We start from the raw sequence: 21,600 nt of genomic DNA on the forward strand, positions 1-21,600 counted from the left end.
GCCTACCGACTCGAGGAGGTTCTGGACGTGCTCGCGACAGAGGACGGAGTCTTGGAGGACCTCGAGGAGGGTGACCGACAGCTGTAAGCCGGAGTTCTGAAATGGATCGCTTTTGTCTCTCCGGTGAAACCGAGGTACCATGACTGCCCCCTCTCTCCCGGACGGGTACAACGTGACAAAACACGTCCGAGCCGGGCGGTCCGATCGACATGTAACCGTCGGGTTCGATCGCGAGGGGACACGTATCCCGCGCTTTTTGATCCAACTCCATTACCAGAAAAGGACTGCTCCGGTTCGGTGGACCGCGATCGCGCGGATAGATCATAACGACACCGCGGACGACGGACACGACGTGTACCAGGAGGGCCTCCACGTCGACGTATCTCGCCGCGAGGGGGAGACGGTACACCTCCAGCTCCGACATGCCCCGCTCTCGCCGAACCGAGGGGTAGTGATCCGGCGGTCGGCCGAGTATCTGATACGGGAAAGTGAGTACTTTGTCGACGTGTACGAGGGACAGATCACACCGATCGACCCGCCGCGGTGGCCGGACGGCGGGGATACAGCACCCACGTTTATCCCTTCTGAGCGGGTAGAGGGAGGTATGAGCCAAGAGTCTCCGGCCGAGGACGCGCTTACGCTGGAGGAGCTAAGCGAGGAACTCGCCAACGCGACCGGCACGACGATCGAGGAGATCGAGCGGGGAGCCGAGGAGCTGGAGATTGCCCCGCCGAGCGAGGCGACCGTCGTCGACGAGTAACTCAGACGAGCTCGCTCTGATACATTGACGAGTCGACCGCCGCCTTCTGCCGACAGGTCGGAAGTCTGAGACACTGTCTTCCCGGATATGAAATCAAACTCCTTCTGATATTGCGCGAATCCCGGCCACTGGAGAGCACATCACACCCACAACGGGCGTTTTTCGATCTCGTCCACGCTGCGGCTCGGGATCAATCCCTTATGTATCAAACCAGTGGTGAACGAAGGCAAGTGTTACATAAGACAACGGGCCAGCGATAATCAATAGTTCCGGAGCACTCGCGTCGTAGTCGACGTCGGCCGTGGTCTGTCCATTCTCTTCGTCACGTCGTCAGACCGACTCACTGGTCAGATCTCGAGCGCGTGTGATAGGCCTGTCCAGACTTGAATTCAGTGAGTTCCTCGATCCGCGATTCGAGTTCTTCGACTTCGTCGCGAAGGTGGTCAGCGTCATCAGCATCGCTCGCTGCAAGCTGGTCTTTCAGCCCCTGGAGCCGTGTCTCCTTGCGATCTTCATCTACCTCGGCTTTCCGAACGTACTCGGTTTCTTCAATCTCATAGACATCCCTTTCGGCGACGTCGGTCACCTCGAGTGCATCGTCAACCTTCCCGCGGTCAACACTCAACACCCGGCTACGGTCGATCCCGGCTGATTCGAGCGTGTCCAGGACCGCTTCGTCGTCTTTGAGCGAGCGGTTCGTGCGAGCGGTCCGCTGGACCGAGCCGTACGATCCCGAGACGGGCCGGTCGTGATGGAGTCGATCTAAGAGCGTGTTCGCAATCTCCTTGCGGAGGTCGTTGGCGTTTCGTTGAACGTCCGACAGCAAGGTATACAGGTCGATGAGCGCCCCTGTTTCGACATCTTCGAGCGCGGTAACCTCGTGCCGTTCTAACGCGTCAACGAGCAATAGCGCATCCGCGTAGACGTCGATATCGGGCTCCGTCCGCTCGTCGAGATCGGGCTCAGGAAACGCACTTTCGTCGAGTAACAGCGAGGTGGTTGGCTCCTCCGTTTCGATGATCACACCCTGGTCGTCGTTCACCTCGAATCGTGGATGGAGACTCAATACTGCCGGGTATGGGTCGGCATCGGGTGGGAGCCGATCGAGGTCGAATCCGTCGTTAGAGTCAGAGACACGTCGATATAGCGTCTCGAATTGATCCTTCTGGAGCGGTCGCGATTCGCCAGTATCGACAAACTCAATGATGACACGATGCTCTTGAACGCCAGTGATCTGAAATCGACCGTTCGAGAGTGGTGTATGGAACGTGGCTCCTTCCGAGAGCTCATCCAACTGCTCGAGAAGATTGTGCCAACTGACCCGAAACGACATATCTGTACTGAAACAGCCTGATGCTAAATGTCTGAGGTCGCCCTCGGGTTACACTTCAGTTTAACATTTCCTGTGGAGTTACACGCTAGACACGAATGGTCGCATACCTACAACGGTTTGTCTACTTCACACTACGTTCGAAGTATGACCCCTCCCACCCCGGATTGTAAGTGTTCTCACGACTGTTAGGGTCCCTAGGGGACATACTCCCCAGAGCCGTATTATATAAAAGTCGGTAAACTGCTCTATCTACACACCCCTAATTGTAAGTGTAAACATACGCTTAAGGGCTGAATTATGTGAAATTTCTATCTTTAACAATACCCTACTATACTACTGCTACCCATAACTATATATTATATAATATAGATAGAAATAGATCCGACAACAAGACGGTAGATTAACCAAATTAACAGATTACATTCGTGTAGAACTGGTCCCCCACCGTTTCGACTTATAGAACACTTACAATCCGGGGTGGGGGTGTTGAAAAGCGCGAGAACAGATACAACACTTACAACACTTACAAGGTGGGGTTTCAAGTATGTTGGCTAACACGTTGTGGTATGGACTCGCCATTCAAGGGTGCAAACGATATCTTTCAGACGAAGGAGCCCTTTGAAGAGGCATATCATCCTGAAGAGATCCTTGAACGGGACGAGGAGATAGAGACGTTTGCTGCAGCTTTACAAGACGTACTTGACGGCTTTGGGCCGCCTAACGTGTTTATTTACGGCCAGACAGGTGTCGGGAAAACTGCAACCACTCATAAGGTAACTGAATATCTTGAGGCTGACGCGATAGAGGCTGGGGTGAACCTTACTGTCTTTAGCATCAACTGTAATAAGCGAGATACGACCTACAAAGTCATCACCCACCTCGCCAACGAACTCTACTCAGAAAAAACGTTCAAGCAAGGCCATCACCCAGATACTCTCTGGGATCGTATCTATACCGCGCTCGACGAACTTGGGGGAAGCATTCTTGTTGTCCTCGACGAGATCGACAAGCTCGGCGAAGATGAGGAGCTCCTCTATGAATTCCCTCGAGCGAACGCGATGGGCGAACTTGATCACGCAAAGGTAGGTATTATCGGCATTAGCAATAATTTCAAATTCCGCGAGAGTCTTTCGCCCCGAGTCAAATCCACACTAACCGAACGAGAGATTCAGTTCTCGCCGTATGACGCAGATGAACTCCGAACAATCTTGGACTACTACGCAGATTTAGTTTTCTATGAGAACGTGATTAGTGACGATGTTGTTCCCTTGTGCGCAGCTTTCACCGCTCAAGACACAGGTGATGCTCGAATGGGACTTGATCTTTTGGAAACCGCTGGCGACATAGCTCGTCACGAGGATGCTGACCATGTTATTGAAGAACACGTTCGGCTCGCTCGCTCGCAAGTAGACCGGGCGAATACTGAGCGGATCGTCACCAATCGTTTGACTGTCCAAATGCAAGTTGTGTTGGTTGCAACGACGTTTCTTGATGTCGACCAGAGTGCGGACGCCAAAGTCAAAACCATCTATTCGTTCTATAAAGACCTCTGCGATCGCCTCGATATCGATGTGCTTTCTGAGTCCCGTGTACGGGATCATCTAGATACGCTTGATATGTTTGGCCTTCTCGAAACGGAAGAAGTGAATCTCGGTCGTCGTGGCGGGCGGTCGTATATCTATTCGATTGTGGATGAGCCACGGGTTGTCATCGAGACGCTCTACAATATGGATCGCTTCGAAAATCTCTTCGGTGACAGTGCCGAGGAGTTCCTAGATACGTATGAGGCTGACACGCGCAGCGATATTCAGACAAAGCTCGGTCTATAAGCTACAGATACACTTACAATCTGGAGGGCGGACCGCCAGTCGAACACTTACAATTGGGGGTGTGTAGCGACCATGAACACTTACAATATGGGGGGCGGCGCTCGGTAGAACACTTACAATCGGGGGTGTGTGCGAGATCCTGTTCGGTCCCGTGATCTCTACGATCGATACGTGAAGATCTGCGGCCGTCTCGACGCTGATAGCGTGAGTGAACGTCGTGTCCGTGACCACCTCTCGGATATGAATATGCTCGGACTGATCAACCTCTATGAACGGAACGAGGGGCTCTCAGCTGGTCGGTATCACGAATACGAGCTTGATGTCCCGTTGAAATCAGTGCTTGAGGTCCTTCTCGAAACGACACGTTTCGAAGAGCTCGCGAACATCATCCAGTCGACAGCCGACGATAACAATCTGCTTCAGTCGGACATCTCCGACTATTGAACGGAGTTTTCTGCGAGGCTAGATAGAACCATATCTCGTTGCCGAAAGGCTTCGGAAACGGTGAAGGGTCTAAATCTCCTCAAAACTCCGAATATCACGGAAAGAGACCGAATGGGACTACTCTAGCCTTACCCAACGACGCGCTATTTTGTCCTGATTTGTTAGGTAGGGTCGACCGATTCTCCTCCAGAAAACTCCGGAAACGGTGGAGGGTCACTTGCTGGTTCTTCTACTGAACCCTATTGTTCAAACATATTCCAGACTGAAACAGCTGGTTGCCGATAACCGCAAGTTGGGGCTCCAACCGATTTTAGACGACATGATGGCCTCGGCTTACACGGCTATCTGCTTCAGCACAACAGCACATAGCACAGCAGCATACTCTTACAATAGTACACCCAACACGTGACCATGACAATGGACATGGAAGAGTTTGAAGCGGCGGGGAACGGGGAGGAGAGACTATCCACTAGCGAGGCAGTTGTGAAGTTCCTCCTCGAGAACAGGGATCGAGCGTGGAAACGCCGCGAGATCGCAGACGAAATCAACCGTGATCCGAACACCGTGGGAACGAACTTGAGTCGGTTGAAAGATCGCGGTCTCGTTCGCCACCGCAAGAATCATTGGGCGATCACAGACGATCACCATCGACTCGTCGAAGCGACCCGGTTCTCAAAGGTATTCTCCACGCTCAACGAGTCGGTTGGATCGATCATCGAGAGCGAGGAGGAAGCAAAAGCGTGGAGCGACGCACAGCCGGATCGGCCTCATCCAAGCGTTGGTGACGGTGGAGAAGACACCCAAACCATCGAATCTGAAGGAGACAACGGCGACGACCAGTGACTTGTGATTTTTAATTACTGTGCCATTTATTTATAAAATTCATATAGTAGTGAGCCGTAGCATGGCACATGAGCCATGAGACAGAATCGAGCCCCGAACAGGGTGTGTCCATATCCGTTCCAATACCCGCCTCAGACGCGGATTTGTTCAAAAGCAAGGCAACGAACGACATCTTGCTATTTTTAACGAATTACCGATTCAAGCAGTTCTCACAGCGTGAGGTGGCTGACCAGATTGGTCATTCCCAACAGACGGTTCGGAGAGCGGTCAACACCCTCGTCAAGAACGGATTAGTGGTTGAACATCCCGATAACAACCAGCGGCTCGTTCAGATCAACCGAGAGCGACTTGCTGTGCCGGACGACCCGCTCCTCCGAATACCGCAACCAGAGTTCCACAAGCCCGTGAAGGCCGCCGTCGACGAACTCACTGGCCGTCTCGACGGCGTCATCGGGATCGTCCTGTACGGAAGCGTGGCCCGTGGCGAAGCCGATCGGCGCAGCGACATCGACCTCTGGGTGCTCACGACGAACGAGCGAGCCCCAAACCAGCGGGAGGCGAACGCTGTTGGTCGCGACCTCGAAGACGCCGAGTTCGACGGCAACAGGTATGCTTACGACATCGACGTTGAGGCGCTCCAAGCGATTCCCACGTATACCGAAGACGTCCGGGAAATTGTCGTTTCAGGAATCCCGATTTACAGCACTAACAAGTTTGAGACGGTCGAAAAGTTCCTCCTCGAGGAGGGTGGTGGCGATGAGTGACAGGTCTATATTGCCTGCCCCTGGGCCAAAATATATCTCTTGCTGAGGATTACACAGAGCCAAATCACCTGAAGTTGAGCCAACATTCTGAAAGTGTCTCAATGTCTTGCCCGCTAAGTGAGAGATAGCCGAGAACGGGTGGTGTAACACGCGGGATTTACGTACAGCGCCTTCGCTACTCTACGATACTCGATGACTGAAATCTCTGATTCGCTTCGCTCTCTGTTCAGTGCTCAAATCGAAGACCGCGATGGGTCATATGTCGTGGACATCCCGGCGAGTGAAGTCGAGCATGACGCGCTCGCTGCTGACGAAACGTATCGTATCGCCATCCTCGCATCGGAATCCTCGACAGAACAGAAGACCCAGCAAGACCAACACCACTCAACTGCCCAGGAAGCAGCTCCGACGTCACAGGGTCCCCCTGTGGATGAGGGTGACGTCCGCGACGTGACGATTGAGACGACCGGTGATCAAGGCGATGGCATCGCGAAGGTTGAGCGGGGCTATGTCGTGATCGTCCCCGGCGGACAACCCGGTGATAAACCGACGGTTGAGATCGAGCAAGTTCAAGAGAATGTTGCGTTTGCTAGCATCGTCGAACACGACTCACGGGCGCTCTAACGCTGTTTTCTGATGGCCGGATGTGGGCCGTCGTTGGGAGCCTGGCCGTCTCGTTCCACCCTACTCACTTCCTGGCTTACCAACGTACTCCGATTTCATCGTCCCGTTTTCACGGTAGTAGCGATAGAGATACGGCCCATGCATATCTGCGGGGCTCCCGCTGGCGCATTTACAGCTATCATCACCACAGGTGACCTTCTCTTTGACGACGGTTCCGTTGCCGCCGCTATCAGGCTCGTCGACGGGCTCGGCAGTCTCGGGAAGTTCGTCGGTGTCGACCGACTGGTCGCGATACTCAATGAGCGCCTCGATGTAGCGCTGTACCTCTTGGAGTGTCTCTGTATCCTGTTTGGGGATCCCCTCCGCGAGATACTTCGGTAGCGAGGCCGGTGATGACGGCTGCTTCATGCCTTATGTAACAATTGGAGGCACTTTAGTACTCGTGTGATACATAAGGTTTTGAACCTGCTCTACCAGCTGTGAGCTCTTCAGCGTTCACTCGAGATCGTTGGCCGCAATCTCGTGAGAACCACACTGTGGGCATTCATCGATGTCCTTCTCGACGCTGTATCCACAGTGGCGGCATTCGTGGTGTGTTATCGATGACGGCTTTGGTCTAACGATCTGCTGAATGAACTGTTTACTGGTCATTGATGGGATCGACGATTTCGCCACAGCCAAGACATTCGGCCCACACGCCTGGTTCACGGCCAGCTGTCTCATAGTGGATGATCGCGTGTCGATCGCCACTGGCCATCGCGAATGGTGTCGCTCGAGCCTTGGCACCGGAAGATAGACACGACATATTCGGTCTGTAGAATTCCGTCGCATCATCGCAGCGCTGTTACCGGAGCAAGTACTCCGGGATCCGTCGTCGACGCCACGGAAAGCACTTGTGACGCTCGCTGAGAGTGATGAACTTGTGAATCAATCGGAACTCGCCGAGAGAGCTGGCGTGTCGGCTCGATCGTTGCGTGACCACCTCCTAGATCTCATCGATGCGGAGATTGTCGAAAAGACGGAGGCCGGCTACAACTGTCATTCGAGGAGACGAACCGAGACGACGGGGAGCTCCCCGAATGGTATCGTGATATCTATCCAAAATGGGTGAGTAATCCGATCACTAGCAACGAAGTCCACGCTGCGGCCGGAGCGCTGCGCACAGCTAGAACCCATTACGGATCGGAGGAGACAGTTCCACCGGACGGTGTCGGCTTTGCTGGCGATGTCCTACTTGAACTCACAGAGCTATGACCGTTAATCGAGGTGATTTTCCCAGCGTTGTGGGCAGTCACGGCAAGAGACTCGTACCGACAGGACGCTGCTGTCGCCGGTGCTGCCCTCGTTGAGCCAGAGGTTGAAGTGATGGGGAAACGCCCCCGTCAGGTGACCCTCCAAGAGGCAATAATCAGAGGTACATAGTGTAGTAAGATGAGCATTTCAGCAGGTGACAGAAGTAGCTGGGGTTCGACACCAGACCTATCAAGGTCGCTACCATTACTTTACCACGTACAGAATGCTTGAGATTTCACAGGCGATCAAATTTTCTTCAACTGACTGGCCATCAATCTGAATTTGGCCCCGATTCTAAAGACGGCTCTACCTATTATAATTCTGTCATAATCAATGAGGACTACTAATGATTAATATTTGTTATTTATGTTTGCTGGACTCGTGAATTCCTCTCCCGTTAAATGTGTTGAAAGTCCTATCACATCGTGGATATTGACATACCAGCTCAGTATCTGGCGGTACCTTATTTGTCCATAAGGCGGGTTTCGGGCCACTCGACTCTCGCACTTGTTGGACGAGTCCTTCAGTAGCAAGCTGGTTCATGAAGCTGAGACTCGCTTCATAAGACTTCCCAAGCGCCTTCGCGATCTCTGAAATGCTCATCGATTTATTATTATTCAGTAGGATCAAATAGTCCCTAACTGTGCTCCTCTTCAAATCGATATGTTCTCCGTGTTTGTGTAATAAATCTCGAAGCCTTTGGGTGATAACGTTCTGTCCCATCTGGTTTGTTATTGTTTCTACATTTATTCCCATTTTTGCGGCACGAACTGCGAATGTGTATCGTAGACCTCTTAAAGTAACTCGACAGTCGCGTTCAATACTCTCATTGGCAAGCCGGTTGAGTGAATTTAAGCCTGTGCTCCACGGTACTGTGTCGAATCGTCTGAACCACCACTTCATTTGATCATGAGCAAACTCATCTACAACGGATACGACGTTATTTTCCTCGCTCCGACTATTTGCATGAAAAATATCATCTCCCTCTCGGCAGGATTCGCAAGGCCGATCGCGGCTGATCAACTTAAGTGTTGACTTACTTACAAATTTCTTCCGGCGGCAGGGTTGGGGTTCTAATGGAATTCTAATCAACGGGAAGTTTGGAGATGCTTCATTGTTAGATGGCCACTCTATCCATGATGAGTGGAGGTGAAGAAACTCCTTTGGGTGAAGTCCTGTCGCAGGGACGACGGCTAAAGGAAGTAATTCTGCGGGTTTTGATGCGGATTCTCGAAGTTGTTGAAGTTCAGAGGGTGACAAAGGATCTGTAGAGGAAGTCATTTAGTAGATGTCTGGATCCCATTTTTCGTTCATCAGATTCTCTTTACGTTTTCCAGTGTATGAAATATATTTCTCAGGCATCTCAGAGTCCCCATGTCCCATCATCGCCATTATCTCATGTTTGTTGAAGTCCATTCGCGCGAGGCGAGTCCCAAATGTATGTCGGAGGTCATATGCGGCTATATCGGGTACTTTTCCTTGCGTTGAAAGCTCTCTATATCCCCGGACCTCGCCAAGTCCAGCATGTTCTGCGACGTTTCGGACCCTCCGATTAACTCCGTCATTCCCAAATGAAATTTTATTGTGTTGCTCAAAAAACCATTCAAGATCGTCTCCAAGTTCTTCCAATTCTGGTGAATTTAGCGTATATGTTCTAGGACTGTTTGAAGTTTTGCCTTCAAATCCATTTGTATCACCATGTTTACGACAAGTATAACATGGATTCCCCGATTTATGCAAATTAGCGCCATCTGGATTGTTTTTGCCGATTTCGCCTGCACCTTTTGTACAAATCCCGTCGTGTCCTGGGATTTCAGAATATGGTGTGATCACAAACTTGAGATGACGACCTTCTCGTTGTAACCATGCTGGGATGGAGTGAATAAATTCGTTTGGGCGCAGACCGAGGTAGAGGAGTGTACGGCAAACGAGTGAAGCCATGAAATCAATATTCTTGTACTCTTTTGCTGCATCTTCAAATTTCTTGGTGTGATCACTGTCAAGTGGCTTGAACTTATTCCTACTAGACATTGTATACAGGTAAACAGTTTATCGGTAAATAATTAACGGGTAAAAGATAGAAGCAGTAGAGAGTGGCTCTATTAGCCGTATTCAGAATATACCAGCCACATATTTTGCCTGTTCCCACCGACAAGCAAACTGTTACTATAAGAAATCCCTGATAGAGATTAAAATGGACTATTTTACACATCATATTATAATATTTAATACATCTTTGGCATCTACATTCTTATAATATATTCGTCAATTAGATTTTGAGGATTGAAATTACTCAGGCTTTCCTCTTTCAGATGCTTGTCTAAGTTCAGTTGATCACACCGGGTTTGATCGAGTATCAGCTTGAAAAAGGATCCACAGCGTTCGTTTCTACCTGAAATTGTAGTCGGTGTCAGAGGTGTTAACATACTTGTCGTTGCCACGTCGATCCGGCACGTAACAGGGGCTACAGCCGCCATCGAAGAATACGGGTGTCTCGATATCAAGTTTGCTCTGTCGCTTCAGTAGCTGCGGCATATTACTCCTGAGTTCGCTCACGTGCGGTTCTCGCCTCGTTCGAAGGGTTCCTTGAGGGGGCCGACGTTCAGTAAGCGGTGGCAGCGAGTCCGTGTAGAGATCCTCGATAGTGAGGATTCGAACATCAAGCACTTGGGCAAGCCACCAAGCCTGGGTGGTCACGCCCCACGCGACGACGAGCACTGGCATCGCTCGGGCAAGTAGCGCTCGGTGAGAGATGTCGGCGACCGCATCACGGTTGACAAGAGTCGTGTGCCAATCTTTACACTCGGCCACAAGATAATCTGCCGGATCGTTCTGGAGGTCTGCTCTGCGGGCGACGACATCGGTCTCAAGCCCGAACAGGTACTCGTTCCGTGTTGTTTGGTATCCCCACCGCTCGAAGGCTTCTGCTGTCTCTCGTTCGAGCCAGCGACCGTTCGTCGGGTCGTGCTTGAGGTCGTCGCCGATTGGCTCTTCGCGATCGCTGAGAGCGTCGATTTTCTCGTTGAGCTCATCGAAGAAGTCACTCATCGGTTGAGTTCTCCGTAGCAGCGGCAGCGCGCACGGCCGTATGTTTAAGTGCTGTTGCGATTGCACGGGCTTCCGCCGGGGTGAGATCGGCGAAGGTAACGCCCCAGCTCCCGCCGACGCTGAGCGTGAGTTGTGACGGGTCGTCATCACAGAGCGCGACTTGGATTTTCGCCTCTTCTTGGGTGAGCGGGCGGTCGCGGGTGACATCGGTTTCGAGGTCGATTGCTGGGCGGCTCATTGGGATGTACCGTTTGTCGGAAGCGTACCCAGTAGGTTCTGGAGCGACGCGTTCTTCGGTGGGTGTGGTGTCGTCATGGTTGATTCAAGTGTGTTGGTTGCGAGTCATTTGTCTGGCTGCCATTCTGGTGGTAAGATAGGTCATGGATCACGTGGCCGGCCAATACTAGCTTCGCGAGCGCTGCCGAACACTCGCCAGTCAAACTTGATCCTATGTCTTGGAAGAAAATCTCAGGCCGCCGTGTTGAACCGATGTACATGGGTTTGTGCGTATCCACGGAGTTCCCACATGGACCAGCTACTGGCGCAGGTTGGCCAGCGTCTTTTTTGAGCCCAACACGTCATCATCAGCGGCTGATGGGGTCCGTGATTATAGCGTGTGGATTCTGAGGTATTAACTGTTAGCCTTTATGGGCTACTTATTAGCTCATATGGGCTATTCAATGGGCACAACCCGTGTAACTAACAAAGGTCCCGTTGGACGTTGCGAAAATGCGGCCTACTCCGGGGTGGATGACGATGACTGACCTAGTCATCTTAGAGTTTCTCAACGACTACGATCTAGAACTCGCCCCGAAGCCTCTCTATCGGAATTTAAATCGACACGGTCACAATATCGGGTACTCTACAGTACGGGGACGGTTGCCAGACTTGGCCGAGAAAGGGCTCTTAGTGAAGGACACTGACGGATACTATCACCTATCTGATCTCGGCCGAGAGTACCTCGCAGGCGATATTGACGCAGATGAGTTGGAAGATGTGTAATTGCTGCCAGGCGATTATCAAGATTAGTTTGATGTCACGCTCTTGTGAGGCAGATTGTTTCTGAGGACTCGCTAGTTCGGGTCAGTTGTAAGAGGCCACGGATTTGCCTGAGTCACAGCTATTCTGGAGGGGTGACCTGAGAGCCCCGGACTTTCTAAAACTGCAAGACAGGTCGCCGTCAAAACTGTTCTACCCAAGAGCATAAGATGTCGATCCTAGCGAGAGCGTAGTACAACGTTGAGTGAACCGTTCATGTCGTCTTCTATCCACCGGAGCGGTACCGTTGAGTTGTTAGAGCCATCTAAAGTCGTTGCTCAGCGATACTGAACCCACTTCAAAACAATACTGTTACTCATCGACGTCGACGACGGTCGCCTCTTCAGGCGGCGCGATATCGAGTTCGGTAGCGCCGCGCTCGATCTCCTCGGGCGTCGTCCCCTCAGCATCGGCGAGCAGCTCGGTGAGCTCCTCGTCCGAGATCGTGTCGGCGTCGGCCGGAGCTTTGTGGCCCATATCATCCTCTAGCCGCCGCGAACTGATAATCGTGGGTGTTGGAACCTTTCGACTTCGCTCTTAACCAACACAGTAGGCCGATACTGCCCAGCCGTTGGTTAAGATTCGCGTTCCCACCAGTCGTCGACGGTCTGCTCGTCGATGTCGACGGTGAAGGTGACTCCACAGCTACAGTGGACGCCGATCTGGCTCGCAGTCGTCGTCATGTGCTCTTTCGTCGTCCCGCACCCTGGACAGTCGACGGCGAAGGTAGCCATACGTTAAGTCGGGGGTTGTGTTGTGAAAACAGTTGATCGTCCGAGAGACAGAGCTGCGATGAGGTTTTTATACGAGACCGAGCAACCCGTCGATATGATATCCCGTCTCGGCGTCGATCACAACGCGTACGGGCTAATGGACGTCCTGTGGCCGCTCCAAGTACAGGAAGCTGCCTCGGGAGATATCTCGAAGGTACTGATCAAACGAGAGTATGAGTGGCTTTTCGACGCAGTTGGGAAGTGGACGGTGGTCGACGATCTTATCGATCTAGACTGGGAGTCTGAACCATTCATCTATTCAGCCGTAGTCGCAGAGATCGAGGGCATCACTGTTAGTGTGGCTGTGTATATGGCATGTCTAAAGGTGGCTGCTCTCGCGATAAAGTGGGCCAGAGAAAGAACATCGGTAGAGCTAGGCACGTATGAGCTCCACATGGGAGGGTGGGCAGACAGCTCCGTGGCAACCGGCCGAACTCCTGCTGGGGCGATCGTCTACACCGAGTGTTAGGTCTAGTTATCGGGATAGTCGTTCAGATCCTCGAAGCCGAGCCCCTCAGTGGCGTGCCCTTGCGGGTCGAGATCGATGACGAGGACGTCGTGGCCGCGCTGGTTCAGTGCGCCGGCGACGTTCAGTGTCGTGGTCGTCTTCCCGGCACCGCCTTTCTGGTTGGTAACTCCGAGTCTCATACGTGCCTTTGTCCTCAAAGAGAGCAAAGATATCGGAGAGTCTTAAGAGTACGTCAGACGCTCATAGAATGTTGGTTGTGGATCACAGACAAGTAAGATCTTCGAACGGGTGCCTACGCGGAACCGTCGCGGAACCGTTCGATCGGGATATCGGAGACATCGTCATAATCGTCGTCACCGCCAACTAAGAGCGTCGCGTCGACGTGTTCAGCTGTTGCCAGCGCGAACGAGTCGCCAAGCGCAGGATTATACCTGAGCGTATACTCCGAGGCGTCCGTCCAAGTATCGCCGACATCTACCGTTTTGATACCGAGATCGGTCAGCCAGTCGAGATACTCGTCGGCTGTGTCGCGGTCGTACTTCCGGGCGATTGTGTACCGGATCTCAGCGAGATTCACGTAGCTGGCGTAGCCGACGGTGTCCTCGACTGCGACCGCGTCGAGATACTCTTCTACAACCTCGCTGCCTGGTTCATCGTCGGCGTGTGCTATCAGTGGCTCGGCGTCGAAGACAACGCGGTCAGGAACCGACATTACTCTTCGGTTGAGAACTGCGAATCGCGTTCTTTCCGGTCCTGGTCGCGTTTCTCTTTGAGGATCTCGGACGCAGGCTTGTCCGTACTCGCTTCGCTACGGGCGGCAAAGCCGCGCATCTCACTCGGTGAGCGGACCTGTTCAACGATCACCTCCCCATCTTCGGTTTCCCGGAACAACACCTTCCCAGGTGCTTTGATTCCGAGCTTCTCACGGAACCGTTTTGGGATGGTCGCCTGGCCGTGCTTAGTGACGGCGACAATCTCTTTTTCAGAGTTATTCGACCGTTCTGTCTTGCTCATAGTTCATAGTTAGATCTCGATCATAATTAACTTTTCTTCTCATTGACAAACGGTTGTTGCTCCTCTGTCGGGTGTTTGGTCGAGTTTACTCACCTCGCGGAGCGACATACCGGCTAAATGACAGCGGATCCCTATTTCAATCGCCCATCGCGGAGTTCGATCTCGCTCCACAAACGACAAGTCAATCCACGCAATACGTTCGCTGAGGCGGTCGATCTCTGGCATAGACACTCAGACATCTCCCGCCTCATCTTCTAACTTAACGCGACCGCGGTTCCCGGAGATACCGTTATATTGGTGTATGCTAACTATGGGACGATGCCACACGATAGCCTGAATGAGTCAGTAATGAATTACTCGACAGTGTCCCCCGGAACGTTCTTTCAGAGTAACTCCCCGGTGATGGTTGAAGTGCTGGCGGATACACCACTCGAATTTCTGGTTCTTGACAGACAACATGCGTCGCCAAGTTTGGACACTATTGAGAATATTCTCCGAGCTGCAGAACTCCATTCAATTCCGATAATCGTACGCTTAGCAAGTCACCGCTCCGAGCACGTCAACCATTTTCTTGATGCAGGTGCGAGTGGGTTGATGATCCCGCAAGTGGAAGGTGAAGAGCATGTTACCACAGTCTTGGACAGAGCCCGATACGCACGTGGACGAAGTCTAGCGCTCGGTACCCGTGCTGGCAAGTTCGGCACGCGTAATCGTGATGAATACGTTGAATGGGTTGATCACGAACTCCAGATTATCCCACAAATCGAAACCAAAGCCGGCGTCGATTCCATTGAAGAAATCGTGCAAATGGACGAAGTCGAGTCGGTGTTTGTCGGTCCGGGGGACCTAGGGTTCTCACTTGGGGTTTCAGCCGAGAGTGAAGAGCTTCGTCAAGCTATCTTCCACGTTCTCGACACCGCTCAAGAGGCAGGATGCGGAGCCGGAGTATGGGCTCCTTCTCCCGATGTTCTCGAAGATTACGAGGGAGCTGCCTCCTTCGTCACTTGGTCATCCGATCTCGGTGTTGTTGCGTCAGGCTTCCGTGAGGGCCTAGAGAACGATTCCTAAACACACGTCCTGAACAAGGACCATCTCTTCCAACGAGGCAGTTTTACGATTACGCTCTTGTGTAGCACATTGTTGATTTCAGAGAGTGGCTTTGACGGCATGTTTGAGCGCTTCTCGTCCGGGTTTGCGGTAGAGTTCTCGCCTGAGTTGGAACGCCCGAAGATACTGTGTGAGGCGATCTTTTGAGATGCCTTGATGCGGCGAGAGCCACCGTCGCGCCAGCGACGCGTGGCTCTCGCACGTGTTCACGTGGACCGTGTCGTCGACGTACTCACCGTCTCCGTGAACGACGTATTCGCGGTCGAAATTCTGATCTTCAAGCGGATCGTACGCGCAAAATCCATCGGTGTAGACCGTGAGAGGCTCCTGCTGGCGGCCAGCCAGCAGGAGCCGGATCGTCGATTTATCTGCGGATTTCGCCGGCACGATGTACCGCTTCTCGGTGCCGCGATCCACGAGGACAAACACCGGCGGTTTGTCCTGTTCATACGTCCCGCGCCCGCGTCGAGAGAGGCCGCGAGAGCGCGACCAGCGGTCGCGCTCGCGGCCTTTTAGGCCGGCAGAGACGTAGAACTCGTCAATTTCAACCGGGCCACGGAGATCGAGTGACGGCGCGTCGAGCGCTTCGGTGAAGCGCTCGACACGCCTGTGGATCGTTTTGTAGGTGACTTCGATTTCGCACTGTAACTGTCTGAGACTCGTGTTAAACCGTAAAAACGCGTAGATCGAGAACAACCATTTGCGGAGCGCGATCTTCGAATGAGCGAAGATCGTGCCGGTCTTATCGTTGAACGTGCGGTCGCAATCCTTACAGAGATACCGTTGAAAGTGCCCGTAGCTGCCGTTTCTGACCGTTCGGTCAGAACGGCAGCGAGGACAGGAAACACCGTCACGCCAGCGAACCTGTTGGAGCAGGTCCGCTGCGACCGATTCCGACCCAAACGCATCTAGCGGAATCATCCGTGTCGGACACCGCTGACGCGGTGTCCTTGTCCTCTTCGACTCGACAGCCACAGCTCAGCAGTATCAACAATCTCCTACAGAAGAGCGTTACGATTATTTCGGAGCAGGATTGGACTGGGTTCTAGACACGTCAACCTACGTCTGGTACGAAATTGCGACAAATCGTTCACGACGCCTTACAAGATAATGGACAGATCCCTCCCACCGATACATTTAGAACCGGTACCACAGTATGATGGGTTATGAGTGAACTGATAGACCTTGTTAAGCAGCTTGTTTCGATACCTAGCCACGAAGATGAGACAAGCGTTGGAGACGCTATCGAGTTATGGCTCAATGAGAACACAGATGCCGAAGTGACCCGAGACGAGGTCGGTAACGTCATCGCCAAGCGGGGACATGGGGAGACGTCTCTCGCACTTGTTGGGCATCATGACGTAGTTGCCCCAGCGGCTGAACAACTAGACGAGGAGGAGTACGTGGTCGAGGAACGCGATGGGCGAATCTATGGACGTGGTACTGCAGATATGAAGGGCTCAGTTGCGGCCGCGATGATCGCATTCCGAGAGGCTGATTCGGACTGTGAACTCATCTTTGCGAGTTTTGTCGGGGAAGAGACGGGCGGTGAGGGGGCGCAATACGCTATCGAGAACGGATTCAACCCTCACTATGCGATCGTCGGGGAAGGTTCGACGAATTACTCGAAGTCAGGTGTAACGGACGTCGTCATTGCCCATCGAGGCCGGCGCGAACACGAGATTACTGTTCAAGGCACTGCCGCTCACGCTAGTGAACCCGAAGCTGGGGTAAATGCGATATACCAGTCACAGAATGTTGTTGACATATACGCAAATCTCGACTTCCCTAATACCAAGATTAACGGGATGTCGATCGGTGGAAGTGCCGTCATAACGAAAATACAAGATGGAGGGAACCCCTCCAACGAGATTCCCAGCACATGTATACTCAAAGCCGATGAGCGGACCGTACCGGGAGTCGAAGTTTCCTATGAGCAGTTGACTGGTCTCGAGAACGTTGAGTTTTCCACTTCAGATGAGTTCCCGGCTATGGAGTGTGATGACATGGACTTCGCTGCCGCTGTCTTAGAGGCGTCAAAGGAATCCCAAGACGGCACACCAGAGATGGTCCTAAAACCGCATGCTACCGATGCAGGTTGGCTCGCTCGCGCAGGAACCACGTGCGTTGTCGCTGGCGCCTCCGAACCAGGTGAAGCACATACAGCAACCGAGAGCGCGAGTGTCGATGTCTTAGAGCGCTGTTATCGGATCTATCGGAATACGGCCGAATCCCTGTAGTTCAGCAGAGGAATTGATCTACGGCAGAGACGGTGGGTATCCACCTCATGATTCGGTGATGTCAGAAGGTTCATCTTAAGCTTCGAGTCTAGGTCTAATCCGGATATATTATCTCCTAATGTCGGTAGTTCCCATCGGGTAAGCGGATGGTCACAACTGACAGGGTTAGATTCTCAGGAAACGTCTGGATGGGTGCCTATGAGATTTCTCTACCACCCAGACACTGCCTTACGGCCTCTAACCTCGAAAACTTAGCGGTCAGCCTTCTGTAGGAACTTCCTCTCCCCGGAGTCGAAGCCGCAGTCTTCGACTCCGGGATCATCTGGGAAACGGTTACTCAAGCAGCCGTCGATCAGAAGTCCATCAAGGCTGTTACCGACACTACTTGTCGGACGTACTCCGACGACTACACGCTTACACAGCTTCATACCGTTCCGCCTGATGAACTGGAAAGAATCGTCAATGACCTCTTCGCCCAGCAGGCAGCGATGATCCTCGGGCCAGGGCCGAGGATCATCTGCCTCGACTTCGTCGATATCCATTACCACGGCTGTCCCCACACTGATGATGGAGAGCTCTGTCGCACAAAGCCTCGCGATGGCACCTCACGGAAGATCGTCGTCTCTCACCGCTTACTGAATCGATCTCTCTGGTCGCATTCGTTTGACTCCCGCAATCATGTCAGAATTCAGGGACTATGGGAACTACCGAATGTATGTGAAATGAGGCACTCTGGTACCGCCCTCTGTGCGACTCAGGGAGAAGGAATCACTACACTGTGCTTTAGGGTCCCGATCCCCTCAATAGATACTTCCACTTGATCGCCATCACTGAGTTTATCGACACCTTCTGGACTTCCTGTAGCGATCACATCACCCGGCTCAAGCGTCAAGTATCGAGAGAATTCTTCGATGAGAGATGGGACCGGGTGAATTAACTGTGAAATACGGTCTCTTTGCCGCACCTCGCCGTTTAATTGAAGTTCGAGAGTAGCCCCCTCAGGGACCTCATCAGGTGACGCGACAACGGGCCCAATTGGAGCCGAGTTATCGAAGGATTTTGAACGGACGAGATTTCCAGGATCATATTGGCTCTCTTGAACTCCTTTGTTGGTGATCTCATTCACGCACGTGTACCCTTCAACATATTCCATCGCCTCGTCGCTCGAGACTTCACGACAGTGCTCCCCGATTACGACACCGAGTTCTGCTTCGTAATGGAACTCTCCGTGTGGACGAAGTGTGGCTACCCCCTCATGGCCTACTAAGACATGCGGCGGGGTTTTTACAAATAAAAGCAAGTCTGATGGGGATTCTGGCTCTTCACGACCGTAGTGCTCTATATTCGAATAGTAGTTCGGACCAGTTCCGATTATCTTTGACGGGACTGTCGGTGGGAGGACTTCCACATCTGAGAGTGAAAAGGTCTCACCATCAGAGCGGATGTCTTCTCCATCCAGCTCCCCGGTTCGCGTCTCCGCCGCGGGGTCTCTAAATCGAATCGTTCGCATGACAACTGAACCTAGATTAGTGTCGATATATACCTTACCCGAAGTTTGGAACTATGAACCTATCGTAGCGGGTTATGTAGAAACGCTAGAGAGTGCTCTGTTGAATAGCGGTGGTTTGTAGCTCGGCTAAACCTGAGCCACCTTGTGAGCGGTCGAGTAGGATAGTCTCAGATCTGGTGTCACTCCATCACCGCTCAGAGGGCGCTATTCAACAGAGCACTAGAGAGGGATTCTATTCGTCAAAATATAGTAAACGTTAGAAATATAGTAGTTACTAGAAATAATTACTCACCTTTGGAATCGAGAGTTGATCAAGAGCACTGTCGATCGCTGTTGTAAGTTCGTCGAGTGAATCGAAAAAGCGGTTGCTAAGAGCTGCTTGGAGCTGTCTCCAGCATTCTTCGACTGCGTTCAGTTCTGGCGAATATGAAGGAAGCGTCACGAAGGCGAGGTCGTCACGGGCCGCTAGGTCCGTGACGGCCGACGCCTGAAAGTACGGTGCTCCATCGAGAACGACAATTAAATCCTCTTCAAATTCATCACATAGTGCTAAAATGAAATGTTTTGCGTGGTCAGCGGTGATGTACTCTGTGAATCGAAAGAAGAAGCGATCACCGTTTTCGGTGATCGCGCCCAGCAGACACGTCCAGTCCCGTTGGCCAGATAATTCGACGGAAGGCCGCGTGCCGCGGGGAAACCACGCGGCACGCGGCTCGACTTGTACAGATTTCTTGGTTTGATCGATACAGACTACTGTGGCGTCCATCTCCCGCCGCTTTTTTGATCTCGTCGTAGAACTCCTCTTGTTCGTCCTCGTCGGATTCAGCGGCTGAACGGCGTGGTTTTTGATAACTCAATCTCGCCTCTTTCAACAACCGCCGACAGCTCGGGATTGAGTAGTTGACGCCGTACGTTTCTTCAAGAGAGTCCGCGCGAGGGCGGACTCAAAAAAAGGGACGAGGACGGTTCGAAACAGACAAACCGCCAGTCGTGACACTCGTCCGTCGAAGCGACGGACGAGTTAGCTACTCGTTCGAAATAATCTCGAAGATGTAGACGAGGAAATCGTCAAGTACGGAGATAAGGACGATCCAGCGATCCTCTGTACCGACCAGTACAGCATCTACAACGGAATTGACGAGTACGACGAAATTGATGGCCATCTCGCCATCAATTACGACGAACACTACGTTGTCGACGACGCTCACACGAACAGCTGTGAGAACCGCCACAGCTTCCTTCGCAACTGGTTGCGAAGGTTCCGAGGCGTCTCAAAACACCACTTACAGGGCTATCTGAACTTCTCCAGCTTGACCCTCAACACTGGCACTGGTTCGAGAAGATCTTGGGGACTGACTTCTACAGATGAGCGAGACGAATGGCTGAGTCGGTATGCTTAATAAGACTAGCACAACATGTTATAACATGTCATCCCAAGGGCCGAAAGGCGCCGAAGCTGTCGGTCTGACTATCGACACGGACGTCCATCAGACGCGCGCCTCGGATGAAGAGATTGAACAATATCTTCCTAAGCGCTACCAGTCGATCGGAGTGGAGCTTCCTGGCAGGATGTACAACAATCCTGGTGGTGTCCTCCGGGAAGACGTACAGAATGAGGACGGCACGCCGGCTGGGTCTACACCTGAGAATATTCAAACCCATCTGTTCGATAAGTTCGGCATTGACTACGGGATTCTGACGGGGGATATACTTAGTCTCTCTGTCCTCCCAAACAGGGATTATGCTCACGAACTCGCTCGGGCGTACAACGAGTTGCTCGTGGACAAGTGGCTCTCTGCTGACGAACGATTCCTTGGCTCGGTTGTCGTTGCCCCCCAAAATCCCAAAGGGGCAGCGGAATTGATCCGCGAATATGGTTCACACCCACAGAACAAGCAGGTTCTGATGAATAGTGTAAGTAGAGGAGGATACGGTCACCCGTATTACTGGCCGATCTATGAGGCTGCAGAGGAGATGGATCTTCCGATGGCACTCCACCCTTCGAATCAAGGAGCAGGGATGAGCGAACCGCCGAATGCGGTTGGATATCCATCGAACTATTTCGCCCGACATAATGCAATGCCGATGCTCCACATCGGCCAGCTCAATAGCCTAATGAGCGAAGGCGTCTTCGCGGAATTCCCGACGCTGGACTGGGTCTTCATCGAATGTGGATTTACGTGGGTCCCAATGATGATGTGGCGGATGGACAAAGATTGGAAGGGGCTCCGTCAACAGGTTCCGTGGCTGAAGAAGGCGCCCAGTAAGTACATCATTGAGAACACATACTACACGACGCAACCGATCGCGGAACCGGAGAGACCGGAGCAACTCGAACAGATATTCGAGATGATGCACGCCGATAAGACTCTGATGTTCTCCTCTGATTACCCGCATTGGGACAACGACCACCCGGAGTACGGGCTCCCGAAGATGTCCGAGTCGTTACGAAAGCGAATCATGTACGAGAATGCAGAAGAGCTGTACAAGGTGTCTGAATGAAATCGGATG

At 52.5% G+C, this 21,600-nt stretch carries 22 protein-coding genes and 5 pseudogenes; 12 read left to right on the top strand and 15 right to left on the bottom strand.

The window, feature by feature from the left end:
* Positions 1 to 139 precede the first annotated feature (139 nt).
* Positions 140 to 760: a hypothetical protein gene (locus OKW78_RS14325; RefSeq protein WP_281195746.1), complete on the top strand. Its 621-nt coding sequence runs from the start codon at positions 140 to 142 to the stop codon at positions 758 to 760.
* A gap of 340 nt (positions 761 to 1,100) precedes the next feature.
* Here OKW78_RS14325 and OKW78_RS14330 read toward each other — a convergent pair whose 3' ends face one another.
* On the bottom strand, positions 1,101 to 2,093 hold the full coding sequence (locus tag OKW78_RS14330; protein WP_281195747.1) for a hypothetical protein: 993 nt from the start codon (positions 2,091 to 2,093) through the stop codon (positions 1,101 to 1,103).
* 566 nt (positions 2,094 to 2,659) lie between these two features.
* Here OKW78_RS14330 and OKW78_RS14335 point away from each other — a divergent pair.
* The 5 genes and pseudogenes from OKW78_RS14335 (at position 2,660) to OKW78_RS14355 (ending at position 6,597) form a co-directional block, all read left to right on the top strand.
* Positions 2,660 to 3,922, top strand: coding sequence for a Cdc6/Cdc18 family protein (locus tag OKW78_RS14335; RefSeq protein ID WP_281195748.1), 1,263 nt, complete (start codon positions 2,660 to 2,662; stop codon positions 3,920 to 3,922).
* A gap of 138 nt (positions 3,923 to 4,060) precedes the next feature.
* Positions 4,061 to 4,366, top strand: a pseudogene (locus OKW78_RS14340) (cell division control protein Cdc6); the annotation flags it as partial.
* Between the two features lie 417 nt (positions 4,367 to 4,783).
* Complete coding sequence (locus OKW78_RS14345) at positions 4,784 to 5,209, top strand: MarR family transcriptional regulator (protein ID WP_281195750.1); 426 nt, start codon at positions 4,784 to 4,786, stop codon at positions 5,207 to 5,209.
* 68 nt (positions 5,210 to 5,277) lie between these two features.
* Entirely contained in the window at positions 5,278 to 5,973 is a 696-nt protein-coding gene (locus OKW78_RS14350) for a nucleotidyltransferase domain-containing protein (protein ID WP_281195751.1), read from the top strand.
* Positions 5,974 to 6,165: 192 nt separating this feature from the next.
* Positions 6,166 to 6,597, top strand: a complete 432-nt coding sequence (locus OKW78_RS14355; RefSeq protein WP_281195752.1) for a TRAM domain-containing protein — start codon at positions 6,166 to 6,168, stop codon at positions 6,595 to 6,597.
* Between the two features lie 60 nt (positions 6,598 to 6,657).
* Here OKW78_RS14355 and OKW78_RS14360 read toward each other — a convergent pair whose 3' ends face one another.
* The 4 genes from OKW78_RS14360 to OKW78_RS14375 all read right to left on the bottom strand — a co-directional run bounded on the left by OKW78_RS14360 (position 6,658) and on the right by OKW78_RS14375 (position 11,176).
* Positions 6,658 to 7,005, bottom strand: a complete 348-nt coding sequence (locus tag OKW78_RS14360; protein WP_281195753.1) for a DUF6788 family protein — start codon at positions 7,003 to 7,005, stop codon at positions 6,658 to 6,660.
* Between the two features lie 2,166 nt (positions 7,006 to 9,171).
* The gene (locus OKW78_RS14365; RefSeq protein ID WP_281195754.1) at positions 9,172 to 9,921 is read right to left on the bottom strand and encodes a tyrosine-type recombinase/integrase; all 750 of its coding nucleotides are present in this window, start codon (positions 9,919 to 9,921) and stop codon (positions 9,172 to 9,174) included.
* Between the two features lie 357 nt (positions 9,922 to 10,278).
* On the bottom strand, positions 10,279 to 10,938 hold the full coding sequence (locus OKW78_RS14370; RefSeq protein ID WP_281195755.1) for a hypothetical protein: 660 nt from the start codon (positions 10,936 to 10,938) through the stop codon (positions 10,279 to 10,281).
* Positions 10,931 to 11,176, bottom strand: a complete 246-nt coding sequence (locus tag OKW78_RS14375; protein WP_281195756.1) for a hypothetical protein — start codon at positions 11,174 to 11,176, stop codon at positions 10,931 to 10,933. Before OKW78_RS14375 ends, OKW78_RS14370 begins: the two co-directional genes overlap by 8 nt.
* 512 nt (positions 11,177 to 11,688) lie before the next feature.
* Here OKW78_RS14375 and OKW78_RS14380 point away from each other — a divergent pair.
* Positions 11,689 to 11,940, top strand: coding sequence for a winged-helix domain-containing protein (locus OKW78_RS14380; protein ID WP_281195757.1), 252 nt, complete (start codon positions 11,689 to 11,691; stop codon positions 11,938 to 11,940).
* A gap of 348 nt (positions 11,941 to 12,288) precedes the next feature.
* Here the strand turns inward: OKW78_RS14380 and OKW78_RS14385 are convergent, their stop codons facing one another.
* Positions 12,289 to 12,453 (bottom strand): hypothetical protein, encoded by a 165-nt coding sequence (locus OKW78_RS14385; RefSeq protein WP_281195758.1) that lies wholly within the window; start codon positions 12,451 to 12,453, stop codon positions 12,289 to 12,291.
* Between the two features lie 98 nt (positions 12,454 to 12,551).
* A complete protein-coding gene (locus OKW78_RS14390; protein WP_281195759.1) occupies positions 12,552 to 12,710 on the bottom strand; it encodes a hypothetical protein in 159 nt (52 codons plus the stop codon).
* Positions 12,711 to 12,804: 94 nt separating this feature from the next.
* On the opposite strand from OKW78_RS14390, the gene OKW78_RS14395 reads away from it, so the two are divergent.
* The gene (locus tag OKW78_RS14395) at positions 12,805 to 13,218 is read left to right on the top strand and encodes a hypothetical protein (RefSeq protein ID WP_281195760.1); all 414 of its coding nucleotides are present in this window, start codon (positions 12,805 to 12,807) and stop codon (positions 13,216 to 13,218) included.
* Between the two features lie 8 nt (positions 13,219 to 13,226).
* Here OKW78_RS14395 and OKW78_RS14400 read toward each other — a convergent pair.
* The 4 genes and pseudogenes from OKW78_RS14400 to OKW78_RS14415 all read right to left on the bottom strand — a co-directional run.
* Positions 13,227 to 13,397: pseudogene (locus OKW78_RS14400) on the bottom strand (ParA family protein); the annotation flags it as partial.
* Positions 13,398 to 13,510: 113 nt separating this feature from the next.
* Entirely contained in the window at positions 13,511 to 13,930 is a 420-nt protein-coding gene (locus OKW78_RS14405; RefSeq protein WP_137689041.1) for a PIN domain-containing protein, read from the bottom strand.
* Positions 13,930 to 14,232 carry an AbrB/MazE/SpoVT family DNA-binding domain-containing protein gene (locus OKW78_RS14410; protein WP_281195761.1) on the bottom strand — a complete coding sequence of 101 codons (303 nt, stop codon included), beginning with the start codon at positions 14,230 to 14,232 and terminating at the stop codon, positions 13,930 to 13,932. The genes OKW78_RS14405 and OKW78_RS14410 overlap by 1 nt, the downstream gene beginning before the upstream one ends.
* 99 nt (positions 14,233 to 14,331) lie before the next feature.
* Positions 14,332 to 14,457: pseudogene (locus OKW78_RS14415) on the bottom strand (IS6 family transposase); the annotation flags it as partial.
* A gap of 93 nt (positions 14,458 to 14,550) precedes the next feature.
* Here OKW78_RS14415 and OKW78_RS14420 point away from each other — a divergent pair.
* Complete coding sequence (locus OKW78_RS14420; RefSeq protein ID WP_281195762.1) at positions 14,551 to 15,300, top strand: HpcH/HpaI aldolase/citrate lyase family protein; 750 nt, start codon at positions 14,551 to 14,553, stop codon at positions 15,298 to 15,300.
* Between the two features lie 78 nt (positions 15,301 to 15,378).
* On the opposite strand, the gene OKW78_RS14425 is transcribed toward OKW78_RS14420, so the two are convergent.
* Positions 15,379 to 16,260 carry an IS1595 family transposase gene (locus tag OKW78_RS14425; protein WP_281195763.1) on the bottom strand — a complete coding sequence of 294 codons (882 nt, stop codon included), beginning with the start codon at positions 16,258 to 16,260 and terminating at the stop codon, positions 15,379 to 15,381.
* A gap of 245 nt (positions 16,261 to 16,505) precedes the next feature.
* Here OKW78_RS14425 and OKW78_RS14430 point away from each other — a divergent pair, with 245 nt between their 5' ends.
* Positions 16,506 to 17,579 (top strand): M20 family metallopeptidase, encoded by a 1,074-nt coding sequence (locus tag OKW78_RS14430; RefSeq protein ID WP_281195764.1) that lies wholly within the window; start codon positions 16,506 to 16,508, stop codon positions 17,577 to 17,579.
* Between the two features lie 251 nt (positions 17,580 to 17,830).
* On the opposite strand, the gene OKW78_RS14435 is transcribed toward OKW78_RS14430, so the two are convergent.
* From OKW78_RS14435 to OKW78_RS14445, 3 genes and pseudogenes are all read right to left on the bottom strand, one after another.
* A complete protein-coding gene (locus tag OKW78_RS14435; RefSeq protein ID WP_281195765.1) occupies positions 17,831 to 18,121 on the bottom strand; it encodes a hypothetical protein in 291 nt (96 codons plus the stop codon).
* Positions 18,122 to 18,333: 212 nt separating this feature from the next.
* Positions 18,334 to 19,089 carry a fumarylacetoacetate hydrolase family protein gene (locus tag OKW78_RS14440; protein ID WP_281195766.1) on the bottom strand — a complete coding sequence of 252 codons (756 nt, stop codon included), beginning with the start codon at positions 19,087 to 19,089 and terminating at the stop codon, positions 18,334 to 18,336.
* A gap of 274 nt (positions 19,090 to 19,363) precedes the next feature.
* A pseudogene (locus OKW78_RS14445) lies at positions 19,364 to 20,012 on the bottom strand (IS630 family transposase); the annotation flags it as partial.
* On the opposite strand from OKW78_RS14445, the pseudogene OKW78_RS14450 reads away from it, so the two are divergent.
* Positions 20,012 to 20,458: pseudogene (locus tag OKW78_RS14450) on the top strand (IS1595 family transposase); the annotation flags it as partial. The pseudogenes OKW78_RS14445 and OKW78_RS14450 sit on opposite strands and share 1 nt — an antisense overlap.
* Positions 20,459 to 20,514: 56 nt before the next feature.
* Positions 20,515 to 21,591, top strand: a complete 1,077-nt coding sequence (locus tag OKW78_RS14455) for an amidohydrolase family protein (protein WP_281195767.1) — start codon at positions 20,515 to 20,517, stop codon at positions 21,589 to 21,591.
* The last annotated feature ends 9 nt before the right edge of the window (positions 21,592 to 21,600 follow it).

The sequence above is a fragment of the Halorubrum sp. F4 genome (genome assembly GCF_027257195.1).
Lineage (GTDB): Archaea > Halobacteriota > Halobacteria > Halobacteriales > Haloferacaceae > Halorubrum.